Genomic DNA, 13,001 nt, shown 5'->3' with positions numbered 1-13,001 from the left:
CCGATGTGCCGACCATCTCGTCGGCCGCACACTCGACGGCATGAACTCACCGATCCTGGTCGTCATCATCGGGTGCGAAGTCGGCTTCTGGGTGATGGTCTTCGGGGGCCTCTGCCTGCGCTACCTCCTGCACCTGCGCACGCTCTCCACGATGGTGCTCGCGGCTGTACCCGTGCTCGACGTGCTACTGCTTGCTGCCGTGGCACTCGACATCCACCAGGGCAGTGCGGTCGAGATGGTGCACCGGCTGGCGGGGGTCTACCTGGGCGTCACCGTGGCTTTCGGGCACTCCGCCATCTCCTGGGTCGATGGCTGGTTCGCACACCGGTTTGCGGATGGGCCTCCGCCACCTCGCGGGCCGAGGAGGGGACAGGCGGCATTCCGTCGGGAGGTGCGGGCGTTCGGGCAATGGATGTGCGCCGCAGCGATATCCGGGATCACGGTGGTCGGGTTGGCGCAGACGGTGGCGGATCCCGAACAGGCTTCAGCGCTCTACGGTGTGTTTCCGACGCTGGGCGTCATCACCGTCCTGTGGTTGCTGACCGGTCCGGTGTGGGCCCTGTTCGACATCGGGGAGCGCAGGCCGCGCACAACGTCAGACCCGGCGTGACGTCGTCGCGGCAAGCTCGTTGTCAGCAGTCGCAGCAATCACAACAGTCGCAGCAATCGCAGTTGCATCCCTTGCAGGCGCCCTGGTGACGTTTGCCATTACAGGGATTGGTGTGGTCGGCACAGCACGCGTATCCGGTGCAGTACACGCCCATCCACGGCAGGATGCGCCGGTGGAAGGGTGGCAGGGGAGGGCGATTGGGTGGACGCGGGGGTGGGCCGGGAGTGGTGAAGACACTCTCGGTGCGGTGACCGAAGACCCTGGTCATCGCACGCTCGAGCCCCCCGAGCAGCAACACCCGAAGGAGCCGATCGTCGCGCAACACCAGCGTATCGGTGGCGGCGCGAATCGCCGAGATCAATCGCCTGCAGTCCTGCCCAGCACTCTCGAAACTGGTTCCCGTTGCTGTCAAAGGATTGAAGTCGCCTGTCGTGCGGTCCTTTTCGAGATCCTCGGCGGCGTCGAGCAGGTGTGCGCAGCGGCCGAAGTCGGACCCGATCTGCTGGAGCGCAGCTCGGTTCTCCGGTACCCCGGCCAGGTCCGCGGTGGCGGCGAAGACCGCGCCCGCCGCGCGGGCGGCGCCGTCGGTGATCTCGTCGAGGCTCGCCCCACCCAGTTCGATATCTGCTTGGCCTGCCAGATCGTCGAGCAACGCGCGGCCCCCGATGGCTGTCGCGACCTGGCCGTCGGCGAGCGCTTTGGCCCGGAGTCGTGGCCCCGCGAACCGGGCGCCGCGCGAACGTAGCGCGGAGGGTGTCGCCAGGCCGGCCCGCTGTTCGGCTACCACGTCGGCAGCTTTCGCGGACGCGAGCGTCAATGAGGTCGTGGCGCCGAGACGGACACTGAGCTCCGCCGGTGCGATGACCTCGGCAGTGCGCATCCCGCGCAGCGCGCAGGGACCTGCCGTCACCATGGTCGACGGCGATTGTCGTTGCGCGTCAACGAGAATCGATACCACGATGGCGTCGGTGTTGGTGGTCAGCCGCGCGAGCTGCCCGTGATCGTCGCGCAGGGACAGACACACGCCGCACATGTGAGCGCGCCACTGCGCCCCCAACTCCGAGTCGAGATGGGTCACACAGGGGCTCAGGACGCCGAACATGCAGACATACAAGCACAACGCAGCGCGCCGAGCCTCGCAGAAAGCAGGATTTAACCCATTTGATCGATGAGAATACGGATCAGCAGGCAGCGGGGCTTTTTTGTGATGCCCGCGCACGGAGGCTTCTCGAGAGGAAACGCATGTCATCAGAGTTCACGGTCCCGGCAGGTCGCGGCGTCCGGATCTCAGCGGTTCGCTGGGATCCCGCGTCGGAAGCGGTCGGCGTGGTGGTGCTCGTACACGGCATGGGTGAGCACATCGGGCGGTACGAGGAGACCGCCCAGGCGCTCATCGACGACGGATATGTGGTCTTTGGTTACGACCACCGCGGTCATGGTCGATCGCAGCTGTCCGGGCGTGAACTCGGGGATCTGGGCCCGGACGGCTGGGCCGGACTCGTCTCCGACATCGGGCGCGTCGTGGACACGGCGCGCGGCGAGTTCCCGGATCTGCCGCTGATCCTGCTCGCCCACAGCATGGGGTCTTTCGCGACGCAGCAGTTCCTGCTCGACGGTGGGAGTGCCAAGGTCGATGCCGTGGTTCTCAGTGGCACTGCGGCGCTGGACGGGCTCGAACCGGCCCTGGACCTGGATGCCGAGCTGGACTTGTCTATGTTCAACGCGCCGTTCGCACCTGCCCGCACCGACTTCGACTGGTTGTCCAGGGACGAGAAGGTCGTGGACGCGTATGTTGCCGACCCGCTCTGTGGTTTCGGAATCGATCAGGAGTCGGGCCGGGAGATGTTCGTCGCCGCGCGCCGGATCGCAGAGACCGCCGCCGTGGCCACGATCCGAGCCGATCTGCCGATTCTCATCGCTGTCGGCGACCGTGACCCGGTGAACGGAGGTGGGGGACTGGTCGATCTGCTGGCAGCCCATTTTCGCGCGGGTGGCCTTGAGGACGTGACGGTGCGGGTGTTCAAAGACGCCCGACACGAGATCCTCAACGAGATCAACCGCGGCGAGGTGCGTGACGACCTTCTCGACTGGATGGCCTCCGCCGTCGACAAAGGTGCCGACGAGTAGTCGGCACCTTTGTCGGTTCGGTCAGGAAATAAATCAGTCCAGGTAGTCGCGCAGGACCTGTGACCGTGAGGGGTGGCGCAGTTTGGACATTGTCTTCGATTCGATCTGCCGGATGCGCTCGCGCGTCACCCCGTACACCTGTCCGATCTCGTCCAGGGTGCGCGGCTGGCCATCGGTGAGCCCGAAGCGCAGGCGCACGACTCCGGCCTCACGCTCCGACAGCGTCTCCAGCACGGACTGAAGTTGATCCTGGAGCAGCGTGAACGACACTGCGTCCACGGCGACAACGGCCTCGGAATCCTCGATGAAGTCGCCGAGTTGGCTGTCGCCCTCGTCACCGATCGTCTGATCGAGGGAGATCGGCTCGCGCGCGTACTGCTGGATCTCCAGTACCTTTTCCGGCGTGATGTCCATCTCCTTGGCGAGCTCTTCAGGAGTGGGTTCGCGTCCCAAATCCTGGAGCAGCTCACGCTGGATACGGCCGAGTTTGTTGATCACCTCGACCATGTGTACCGGGATGCGGATGGTGCGGGCCTGATCGGCCATGGCACGGGTGATGGCCTGGCGAATCCACCAGGTCGCGTACGTCGAGAACTTGTAGCCCTTGGTGTAGTCGAACTTCTCGACGGCGCGGATCAGACCGAGGTTACCCTCCTGGATGAGGTCCAGGAACGCCATCCCACGGCCCGTGTATCGCTTCGCGAGCGAGACGACGAGACGAAGGTTCGCCTCGAGGAGGTGGTTCTTGGCACGGCCACCGTCGCGGGAGATCCACGACAGATCGCGACGCTGCGCGACGGTGAGCTTCTCGCCCGCTTCGGTGATACGGCGCATGCGTTCCGTGGCGAACAGGCCGGCCTCGATCCGCTTGGCGAGTTCGACCTCTTCCTCGGCATTGAGCAGGGCGACCTTGCCGATCTGCTTCAGGTACGCGCGAACCGAATCGGCGGAAGCGGTGAGCTCGGCGTCCTTACGGGCCTGACGGAGCGCCTCGGACTCGTCCTCGTCCCAGACGAAATCTCCGGACGCCTTGTCCGCTGCGGACGGCTCCTCGACCTCGTCGGCCTTCTTGCCTTTGGTCTTGCCTGCGGTGACGGCCGGACCGGCAGCGTCTGCCTCGTCCTCGACGACAACCACTGCGACGTCGTCCTCGGTCAACTCGTCCTCGGGCGCGTCGATCTCGTCGATCGAAGGTTCGTCGAGGCCGCCGTCGTCGACGACGTCGCCGTCGACTTTCTTGACCGGCCGCTTGGCGGGCGCCTTCTTTGCAGGAACTTTCTTGGCGGGCGCCTTCTTGGCCGCCGCCTTCTTGGCGGCTGCTTTCTTGGCGGGTGCCTTGTGCGCCGACGCTGTCACCGACTCCGATTCCGACTGCTCGGTATCCGGTTCGGTTTGGCGGGTTTTCGTGGCTGCCACGTACGACCTTTCGGGCTATCTATCGTGACATCGCACCGGTGGTTTACGTCGCGGTGGCGATGTCACGCCGAGTCTCACTCGGCGAAGCTGGGGGCTTTGGGGTGACCGGGGTGGCCGGCCTGGATGCCATTGTAACGGCACCTACGGGCGTAACCCTGCTTCCACTGCCATAGCCGCCCCGACAATGCCCGCCGTATTCAGCAAAGTCGCCGGTACGACAGGCGTCTGATTGGTCAGATGCGGGATCCATTTGTGTGACTTCCGGCTGATTCCGCCGCCTGCGATGAACACCTCGGGCCAGAACAGGGCCTCATAGGCCGACAGCACCTTCGACACCTCGACTGCCCATTTGGTGTAGGACATGTCCTTGTCTTCTTTGACCTTGGACGACGCCTGGTGTTCGGCTTCTTTCCCGTCGACCTCCATGTGACCGAGTTCTGTGTTCGGGATGAGTGTGCCACCGAACATGATCGCCGAGCCGATTCCGGTACCGAAGGTCAGGAGCATCACCACGCCCTTGTAGTCCTTGCCCGCGCCGTAGCGGTCCTCGGCCATGCCTGCGGCGTCGGCGTCGTTGAGGACGGACAGTTGCCGGTCTCCGAGTTGCTCTCCGAGCAGCTTGTAGACGTCGGTCCCGATCCACCCCTTGTCGATGTTCGCCGCTGTGCGGGCGACGCCGCCGGTGATCACGGCGGGGAGGGTGACGCCGACGGGTCCCTTCCAATCGAAGTGGTCGACGACCTCGCGGATGCCGCCTGCCACGGCCTCGGGGGTCGCGGGCTGGGGGGTGAGTACCTTGAAGCGTTCTCCGACGAGGTCGCCGGTGGCGAGATCGACGATCCCGCCCTTGATCCCCGAGCCGCCGACGTCGATACCGAATCCGTGCTGTGCGATGTCGGGCAGGGACTCGGTGGAAACCCCGGATTCACTGGACACGTGGACAACTCCTCAACTCGAAGTGACGGCACACGCCCGATGGGGCGTCGTCTTTCAGGCTAGTCAGCGGGTGCCGGTTCTGCGCGACGTCTGCCGGATCGGTCTGGGCAGTCGCCGAACCATGTCCCGTCATCGCCCTGACGGCGCCGGGTTGGTCCGCTCTCGGCGAGGGCGGGTCGACACCGCGCGGCGGCGCGGCGTGTGCTCACATGTACTGGTGTCCACCACAGATCCGGCAGAGCTGACCGCCGTCGCGGTACGGGTTGCCGAGAAGGCAGCCGACCACGTTCGCACGCGACGACCGGAGGTGTTCGGGTCTGATGTCGCGGAAGGGTCTGTGCCGCAGGCCGTGTCGACGAAGAGCACCGACACAGATCCCGTCACCGTCGTCGACACGGAATCCGAAACGCTACTGCGTGATCTGCTGGCAGAACTGCGTCCCGGTGATGCCGTCCTCGGCGAGGAGGAGGGTGGCTCGATCGCCGTCCCTGCGGGGGTACGTTGGGTCGTCGACCCGATCGACGGCACCGTCAATTTTCTCTATGGCATCCCGGCCTACTCGGTGTCGGTCGGTGCCCAGGTGGACGGTCGGACCGTTGCCGGCGCCGTGGTCGACGTGGCGCGCGGGATCACCTATTCGGCAACGCGCGGTGGCGGTGCCTTCTCGGACGACGGGCGTGGTCCTGTCAGATTGACCTGTAACGGGATCGACGACGTCGGGTTGGCCCTGGTCGCGACCGGCTTCGGGTACGCCTCGACGCGGCGATCCGTCCAGGGGTCGCTGATCGCCGCACTGTTACCGCACATTCGTGACGTGAGGCGAATCGGTTCAGCGGCCCTGGATCTGTGCATGGTTGCCAGCGGAGCCGTGGACGCCCACTACGAACACGGTCTGAGCCCATGGGACTGGGCCGCGGGTTCGTTGATCGCCGAGGAGGCGGGCGCCGTGGTGCGCATACCCGACGCAACCTCGCGCAGTACCCAGGGGGACGTGACCTTGGCGATGGCGCCGGGTATCGCGAGCGAGTTGACCACCCTGCTCGCCCGCCTCGGCGCGTTGGACCCGATCCCGGGCTGAACGGGCCCGTCTCTCGTCACCGTCGTCAGCAGGATGCTTCGTGGACTGCCGCGATGACGGCAGGGTCGGCTCCGGTGTTGGGGTCCTGCGGGTTGGCCGCACGGAGGGTGTCGAGGACTGCTAGTGCGTCCTGATTCTGCTCGGACTCGCTGAAGTGTTCACCGATCGACAGGTCCACCCCGTTGCCGGGCCGTCCGTCGTTGATGAGTTCGGTGCACGGGGCCGCGATCCACACTGCGGCGGCAGCGGCCTTTCCGGCATCGCCGAAGCGGATCTGCCCGAAACAATCCAGATTCTGGTCGGGGTAGAGGGTGTCGTCGCCGTACGCGGCCTCTGGCGCGGCCTGAAAGCCGAGGGACGTCAGATCGTCGAGAACGGTCTGTGCTTTGCCCTGCTCGTCGGTGGCGTTCAGGACGCGGATCTGGAAACTCGCCAGAGCCGCCGGGGGTACCTGCAACATCTCGTCCCGGCCGGCCGTGGTCCCGACGGCGGGCGCGGCAGTATCGGGCGCCGCAGAGGGTGCGGGAGGCGGCGGACAATCGGTGGGCGCAGCTGTTGCCTCGGAGGTCGACAGCGCACTGATCCACACGACTGCGGCGATGAGCGTGAGCACCACCGCGACGATGACCGCCGGCAGGTAGCGCCGGCGGCGGAAGGGCCGGCCGCGGTCATCGGTGGGATAGCCATAGGTGATCTGGGAAACCATGGGTTCTCGAGATGCCTTCCGCCGGAGATGTGCACGAGCGAGTCAACTGTAAACGCATGCCGCCCACCGACGGCGCCAACCGGCGGCGGATGGTCAGGTGTCGTCGCGTGGCCTCCGCGACGCGGCCCCGGTTCAGACGGCCGGGGAATGTTCTCGTGTCGGTGTTGTTGTTGACTCTGAGGGGCAGCTGGGCTAGGCTTCGGCCGCCTCGGATTGGATAGCTTGAAATTCGGACTACCAATCAACTGTGGCGAAAATCACAAAATCTATGCCTGGCAGCGGCAACGAATAGCCCTCGATGGGTCGTTGTCCCAAGGGCATTGTCGCGGACTTTGCAAAAGGGGAAGTCCGCGGCTTGTTGGGACTTTTGGAACCCGCTCACATCGGGAACCCGAAGTCGCAGGTGCTTCTACATAAGGCGGAATTATGGCAACTGATTACGATGCGCCGCGGCGCACCGAATCCGACGAGGTCTCTGAGGATTCCCTCGAGGAGCTCAAGGCGCGACGAAGTGAGGCACAGGCGGCCTCGGTTGATGTGGACGAAGGCGACACCGCCGAATCGTTCGAACTCCCGGGCGCCGATCTGTCGGGTGAGGAACTGTCGGTGCGGGTGATCCCCAAGCAGGCCGACGAGTTCACCTGCACCAGTTGCTTCCTCGTATATCACCGCAGCCGTCTGGCGACGGAGAACGGGAATTCCCGGATCTGCGTCGACTGCGCCTGATCGCGCGGTGAGGGAGGTCGAATCGTAAAGTAGTCCGATTCACCTCGAGCCGCGTGGGGGCGCGGCGGCAAGAATCAAGGGCCCGAAGCCTCGGTGGCCGCGTCTGGCAAGCCCAGCGCGGCCACGAGCTTTTCCGGGTGACGGGTGCTGACCAACCAGTACGGAGTCGGGTCGTCGGGATCGTCGAGTACCAGCAACACCATCGTCTTCACCCAGAATTTGTGCACGAGAAATGCCGCCGGGTCGAGCTGCCGTCCCATCGCCGCGCTCTTGGCGCTCGCGGGGATGACCGCAGCCCGGGCGATCATCGCGATCGGCAGATGCGCCTTGTGCGCGAACAACTCGTCGCCGGACACCCACACCCGGGTTCGGCCCATCGACCACAGCAGCCAGATCACCAGTGGGGTGAGAATCGCGTACGCGATCCAGCTCAGCGAGGTCTCGTGCAGCGAGAGCTGAATCTCGTAACCGAGGATCCCGGTGACCACGACAGCGCCGAGCCACCACCACAGCGGTACGTGGAGGCGTTCGTCGAAATGGCCCTGGGCAGCGGTCGCCGGGGAGCCGGACGAGTCTCCGGCGGGGTCGGGTGATGGCAGAGGTGGCACGGCGCCAGCGTAGTCTTCCGGTGTGGCAACCGACCGTGGCAGCACCCCCGCCGATGTATCGACCGTGGCTTTACGGCGTCTCGACAAAGGCATCGCGGTGCCCACCCGCGCGCACCCCGGCGACGCCGGGGTCGATCTCTCCAGTGCTGTGGACCTGGTACTCGAACCGGGTGAGAGACAACTGGTTCCGACCGGGATCGCGATCGCGCTACCGGTGGGGACGGTGGGTTTGATCCACCCCCGTTCCGGGCTGGCGGCGCGTGCCGGCCTGTCGATCGTGAACACCCCGGGCACGGTCGATGCGGGATACCGCGGGGAGATAAAGGTCTGTTTGATCAATCTCGACCGGCACACCCCGATCTCGATCAGCCGGGGGGACCGCATCGCGCAGTTGCTGGTGCAACGGGTCGAGTTGCCGGAATTCGTCGAGGTGGACGAGTTGGACGACACGAGTCGAGGGGCCGGCGGGTACGGCTCCAGCGGCGGACACGCAATATTGGGCGCACTCGCGCCGGAGGGTAGTTGAGAGATGGCACGCGAGCGAGGTCGAGGCCGCAGAGGCGGCAAGAGTGCGTCGAGCGCGCCCGAGGAATCCGAACCACAGGTGATCGGTAGCGGCCAAGGGCCTTACGACATCGGAGACCTGGCGCCCGAATCCCGTTTCGAGAACTCCCACCTCGACCTCGGATCCGTGCTGGTTCCGGTCGTCGAAGGCGGTCAGGTGACGGTGGAGATGTCCGCGGACCATCAGCCGCAGTCGGTCTATCTCGTCACTCCGCACGGACGCATCACCGTCGCCGCCTTCGCAGCGCCCAAATCGAGTGGGCAGTGGCGTGAGGTCGTCGTCGAATTGACCGAATCACTGAAGACCGAAGGTGCCGAGACCGCAATCGAGACGGGGTTCTGGGGCCGTGAGGTCGTGGCCACCGTACCCGGCGGAGTCCATCGGTTCATCGGCGTCGATGGCTCGCGATGGATGATCCGCGCCGTGGCGAGTGCGCCGACTGCAGGGGCCGAAGCGCTGGCGAAGGTGGCTCGCGCGGTGGTCAGTGAGACGGTCGTTCGCCGTGGCGACGAACCGCACCCGCCGCGGACTCCGTTGCCGATCGTCTTGCCCCCCGTACTCGCCGAGCAGGTTGCCGCAGCCCAGCAGGAGATGGCCGAGTCGGGTCAGATGGCCGCATCGGCCGCGCCCGCACCGAATGACAGTGGGGCGCAGGCACAATCCGCGCAGGCCACCGTCCGAGTTCAGGGCACGCCACCCCCGGCGCCTGCGCCTGATCCTGCGCCCGCCGCCGAACCCGTAGAGAAGAAGGCCGGGCCTGTCTCGAGCGGCTCGGCGATGCAGCAGCTGCGCAACCGTCCGCAACGCTAGCGCTGTCAGTGGCCCGGTCGGGTCGTCACGAGTCGAGCGACCGCCAGCCGTCGAGCGCCCGGCGGCCGAGGATCGAAGGATCTTCGCCGAGCTCGGCCAGGGTGATGTCCGCGAGTGTCGCAATCGGGGCATGCGTTCGCCATACCTGTGCGACCGCGTGAGGATGAACCGGGTCGTCGGTGGCTGCGGTGATCGCGAGCGGAACCCGCAGCTGCGAGATCGTTTCCGCAGTCGGGGCGTGGTAACTCGAGGCCTCGGCGAGCACCGGCTCGAGCTGATCTCCGATCGCACGCCACGATCTGCTCAACTCGGCGGCCAACCACCGTGGGCTGCCCGCCTGCATCTGCGAGATCGTCTCGTCGAGACCCCGCCGGCGCAGGAGGTCGAGCGTCAGGAGCGCGCTGTGTGCTGCCGGTGCGGTTGCGGGATCGCCCACCCAGGGGGGTAGTGCTGCCAGCACGCCCGCGCAGCGCTGCGGATTGTCGATCGCCCACTGCACGGCCACGCAGGCCCCAAGGGATACCCCGGCCGCAACGATCGTGCCCCACCTCGACGCCGCGTCGTCGAGTGCGCGGCGATAACCGCTGATCAGACCATCACCGTCCGGATCGACCGCGACGACCCTGAGGTCGGCGTTCGCAAACGCCCGCGCCGCGAAGTCGGCGTCCGAGCCCGTTCCGGGCAGAGCTACGATCACCCGTTCGCCGGCATTGCGGGTCGGAGGTGACGGTTGGTGTTGCGGCATGGAATGATCTTGCATCGCGGGTGGAAGTCGGGTGGACAGAGGTCTACGCTGGCGTGAGCACAGACCCGTGACAACTACTAGCCCGAGCGATCGGGAAGGTGCGTAGCGCAATGACTGCAGGCGGATATCTCAAACGCCTCACCCGCAGGCTGACCGAGGACCTCGAGCAGCTCGACGCCGAGACGATCTCGCAGCAGTCCCAGCAGACCGGTGCCCAACGTGCCTGCGACTGTTCCGCCGGAGACGAGGTCACCATGCACGGTGAGCTGCGCTCGGTGCAGACCTGCTCGAAGAGTATGAAGACGGGAATCGTCGCCGAGTTCTTCGATGGCACCGACGTCGTCACCCTCAAGTTCATCGGCCGCAACCGCATTCCCGGTATCGAGCCCGGCCGCACCCTGACGGTTCGTGGCCGGATCGGCGAACACGACGGCCACAAGATCATGTTCAATCCGTACTACGAGTTGCTCGGTGAGAGCTGAGTTGATTTGAGAGCGCAGCAGGGAGCGGGTCCGCAGTCGTCCGGCGACGGCGGTCCCGAGTCACCCGGTGATGGCCGCGGGACAGTCGATGGTGAGCCCGCCGCACTCACGGTGATGGAGCAGATGGGCGGGGTCTCCGGGCTCATCTATTCGTCGGTCCCGATCGTGGTGTTCGTACCGGCGAACTCGCTGTGGAATCTCACGGTGGCGATCTACGCCGCATTGGGCGTGGCATTGCTGATCTTCGTCGTCCGCCTGATCCGGCGCGAACCCATCCAGCCGGCGATCTCGGGTGTGATCGGAGTCGGGGTGTGCGCGTTCATCGCCCATCGGACCGGGGATGCCAAGGGATTCTTCCTCTTCGGGATCTGGACCACTCTGCTCTACGCGGGAGTGTTCGTCCTGTCGATCCTGGTGCGGTGGCCGCTCGTCGGGGTCATCTGGAATGCGCTGAACGGCAACGGAACAGCCTGGCGCAAGCATCGTCGCACCCTGCTCGCATATGACATCGCCACCGCGATCTGGGCTGTACTGTTCGGGGTCCGGTACCTGGTGCAGTCGTTTCTCTACGACCACGATCAGACCGGTGCGCTCGCGGTGGCGCGTATCGCCATGGGATGGCCGCTGACCGCGGTCGCCGTCGTCGCCACGGTACTGCTCGTCCGTTGGGCTCAGAAGAACGAAAACAGCGACGAAACCGGCCCCGTGAGCGAGAAACCCGGCCCCGAGGATGACACCGTCACGCCGGAGCCGCCGGTTCGATGATCGCTGCCCGCAATTGGGCTTCGGCCTCGGCGGGCACGATGAAGATCAATTCGTCCCCACCCTCGACGGCGTCGTCGGGTACGGGGACTATCACCCTTCCACCGCGCAGAATCGTCACGAGCGCGGCATCCCTGGGCAATTTGAGCTTGCGGACCGGCTTGCCGGCCAGCGGGGTGTTGTCGGGGAGGGTCATCTCCACCAGATTGGCCTGACCCTGACGGAACGTCATCAATCGGACGAGATCGCCTACAGACACCGCTTCTTCGACGAGCGACGCGAGCATTCGCGGTGTGGAGACGGCGACATCGACGCCCCAGTCCTCGTCGAACAACCACTCGTTGCGGGGGTCGTTGACCCGCGCGACCACCCTGGCGACGGCGAACTCCGTCTTGGCCAGCAGGCTGACGACGAGATTCGCCTTGTCATCGCCCGTCGCCGCGATGACGACGTTGAACTTGTGCAGCTGGACCCGCTCGAGATTGTCGAGTTCGCAGGCGTCGCCGCTGACCCACCGGGCACCGGGCACCGATTCCTCGTCGATGTGGTCGAGGTTGCGTTCGAGCAGCAGGACGTCGTGAGAGTTGGCGATCAGCTCGCGCGCGATCGACCGTCCCACCGCGCCGGCACCGGCTATGGCGACCTTCATCATGTTCTCCTACGTTCTGCGGTGGTCAGTCGGACTCGGGCGCGACACCGGCGGCGACCGAGCGGACCTTCTCGAGATTATCGACGAGCGCCGCGACAAAAACTTGGTCATCCTGCTGCAGAACCGCTTTGGGCCCGGGGAGCAAGGGCAGCCCGAGCCGGTTGATGAAGCTCACCCGAGACCCGGTGTTCTCCTGGAACAGCGTCACCGATGTTCCCACCCACGACTCGTGGACGGTCAACCGGACGATCGCGACCTCTCCTGACGGCTCCGTCCAGGCGACCTCGTCGGCATCGGCCTCGCCGAGCGCGGAGATGAACCGGTCGGTGGTCCAGGGGACGGTCGCGACCGTGGGGATGCCCAGTCGCTCGTAGACGGCCGCACGCTTGGCGTCGTAGATCCGCGCGACGACCTTGGGGACGTGAAAGGTCTCCCGCGCGACCCGAGCGGCGATGATGTTCGAGTTGTCGCCGGACGACACCGCGGCAAACGCGTCTGCGCCTTCGATTCCCGCGCGGCGCAGGACCTCCTGGTCGAATCCGACACCCTTGACTGTGGCGCCGCCGAAGTCGTCGGGTAGCCGGCGAAAGGCGGTCGCATCCCGGTCGATGACTGCGACGTCGTGGCCCGCGGTCTGCAATTTCAGGGCCAGGTTCGCGCCGACGCGGCCGCATCCCATCACCACCACACGCATGGAAACTCCTCGCTGAAATCATCCGGGCCGGCCGTTTGGTTGAGCTTCGCTCCGGCGCGTCTAGGAACTCTGGTGAACGCTACCGCC

At 65.9% G+C, this 13,001-nt stretch carries 16 protein-coding genes; 8 read left to right on the top strand and 8 right to left on the bottom strand.

Annotated elements, in window-relative coordinates:
• The first annotated feature begins 40 nt into the window (after positions 1-40).
• Positions 41-610, top strand: a complete 570-nt coding sequence (locus tag J3S28_RS07170) for a hypothetical protein (protein ID WP_207839179.1) — start codon at positions 41-43, stop codon at positions 608-610.
• Positions 611-632: 22 nt separating this feature from the next.
• On the opposite strand, the gene J3S28_RS07165 is transcribed toward J3S28_RS07170, so the two are convergent.
• Positions 633-1,712 (bottom strand): DUF5685 family protein, encoded by a 1,080-nt coding sequence (locus J3S28_RS07165; RefSeq protein WP_207839178.1) that lies wholly within the window; start codon positions 1,710-1,712, stop codon positions 633-635.
• A gap of 140 nt (positions 1,713-1,852) precedes the next feature.
• Between J3S28_RS07165 and J3S28_RS07160 the strand changes: the two genes are divergently transcribed.
• On the top strand, positions 1,853-2,737 hold the full coding sequence (locus J3S28_RS07160; RefSeq protein ID WP_207839177.1) for an alpha/beta fold hydrolase: 885 nt from the start codon (positions 1,853-1,855) through the stop codon (positions 2,735-2,737).
• A 33-nt stretch (positions 2,738-2,770) separates the two neighbouring features.
• Here J3S28_RS07160 and J3S28_RS07155 read toward each other — a convergent pair whose 3' ends face one another.
• Positions 2,771-4,153, bottom strand: a complete 1,383-nt coding sequence (locus J3S28_RS07155) for an RNA polymerase sigma factor (RefSeq protein ID WP_207839176.1) — start codon at positions 4,151-4,153, stop codon at positions 2,771-2,773.
• A gap of 141 nt (positions 4,154-4,294) precedes the next feature.
• Entirely contained in the window at positions 4,295-5,089 is a 795-nt protein-coding gene (gene ppgK, locus J3S28_RS07150; protein WP_307796919.1) for a polyphosphate--glucose phosphotransferase, read from the bottom strand.
• 217 nt (positions 5,090-5,306) lie between these two features.
• Between ppgK and J3S28_RS07145 the strand changes: the two genes are divergently transcribed.
• Positions 5,307-6,167, top strand: a complete 861-nt coding sequence (locus tag J3S28_RS07145) for an inositol monophosphatase family protein (RefSeq protein WP_307796918.1) — start codon at positions 5,307-5,309, stop codon at positions 6,165-6,167.
• A gap of 25 nt (positions 6,168-6,192) precedes the next feature.
• Here J3S28_RS07145 and cei read toward each other — a convergent pair whose 3' ends face one another.
• Complete coding sequence (cei, locus tag J3S28_RS07140) at positions 6,193-6,873, bottom strand: envelope integrity protein Cei (RefSeq protein ID WP_207839175.1); 681 nt, start codon at positions 6,871-6,873, stop codon at positions 6,193-6,195.
• A gap of 426 nt (positions 6,874-7,299) precedes the next feature.
• Between cei and J3S28_RS07135 the strand changes: the two genes are divergently transcribed.
• Positions 7,300-7,599: a DUF4193 domain-containing protein gene (locus J3S28_RS07135; RefSeq protein ID WP_020107433.1), complete on the top strand. Its 300-nt coding sequence runs from the start codon at positions 7,300-7,302 to the stop codon at positions 7,597-7,599.
• A 74-nt stretch (positions 7,600-7,673) separates the two neighbouring features.
• Here the strand turns inward: J3S28_RS07135 and J3S28_RS07130 are convergent, their stop codons facing one another.
• A complete protein-coding gene (locus J3S28_RS07130) occupies positions 7,674-8,198 on the bottom strand; it encodes a DUF3093 domain-containing protein (RefSeq protein ID WP_237341270.1) in 525 nt (174 codons plus the stop codon).
• Between the two features lie 73 nt (positions 8,199-8,271).
• Between J3S28_RS07130 and dut the strand changes: the two genes are divergently transcribed.
• Together dut and J3S28_RS07120 are read left to right on the top strand one after the other, a co-directional pair.
• Complete coding sequence (dut, locus tag J3S28_RS07125) at positions 8,272-8,733, top strand: dUTP diphosphatase (RefSeq protein ID WP_372435968.1); 462 nt, start codon at positions 8,272-8,274, stop codon at positions 8,731-8,733.
• Positions 8,734-8,736: 3 nt separating this feature from the next.
• Positions 8,737-9,582, top strand: a complete 846-nt coding sequence (locus J3S28_RS07120; RefSeq protein ID WP_207839167.1) for a DUF3710 domain-containing protein — start codon at positions 8,737-8,739, stop codon at positions 9,580-9,582.
• A gap of 25 nt (positions 9,583-9,607) precedes the next feature.
• On the opposite strand, the gene J3S28_RS07115 is transcribed toward J3S28_RS07120, so the two are convergent.
• Positions 9,608-10,327 (bottom strand): alpha/beta fold hydrolase, encoded by a 720-nt coding sequence (locus J3S28_RS07115; protein WP_207839165.1) that lies wholly within the window; start codon positions 10,325-10,327, stop codon positions 9,608-9,610.
• Between the two features lie 110 nt (positions 10,328-10,437).
• On the opposite strand from J3S28_RS07115, the gene J3S28_RS07110 reads away from it, so the two are divergent.
• Both J3S28_RS07110 and J3S28_RS07105 read left to right on the top strand, forming a co-directional pair.
• Positions 10,438-10,809 carry an OB-fold nucleic acid binding domain-containing protein gene (locus J3S28_RS07110; RefSeq protein ID WP_084838484.1) on the top strand — a complete coding sequence of 124 codons (372 nt, stop codon included), beginning with the start codon at positions 10,438-10,440 and terminating at the stop codon, positions 10,807-10,809.
• 114 nt (positions 10,810-10,923) lie between these two features.
• Positions 10,924-11,574, top strand: a complete 651-nt coding sequence (locus J3S28_RS07105; protein ID WP_207839560.1) for a DUF3159 domain-containing protein — start codon at positions 10,924-10,926, stop codon at positions 11,572-11,574.
• Here J3S28_RS07105 and J3S28_RS07100 read toward each other — a convergent pair.
• A complete protein-coding gene (locus tag J3S28_RS07100; protein ID WP_084838482.1) occupies positions 11,549-12,220 on the bottom strand; it encodes a potassium channel family protein in 672 nt (223 codons plus the stop codon). The two genes, J3S28_RS07105 and J3S28_RS07100, sit on opposite strands and share 26 nt — an antisense overlap.
• Before the next feature lie 25 nt (positions 12,221-12,245).
• A complete protein-coding gene (locus J3S28_RS07095) occupies positions 12,246-12,914 on the bottom strand; it encodes a potassium channel family protein (protein ID WP_207839163.1) in 669 nt (222 codons plus the stop codon).
• Positions 12,915-13,001 lie beyond the last annotated feature (87 nt).

It is taken from the genome of Williamsia soli (genome assembly GCF_017377795.1).
GTDB classification, from domain to species: Bacteria; Actinomycetota; Actinomycetes; order Mycobacteriales; family Mycobacteriaceae; genus Williamsia; species Williamsia soli.
The sequence above is the reverse complement of the archived record's forward strand: the minus strand, read 5'-3'. Positions and strand labels throughout refer to the sequence as shown.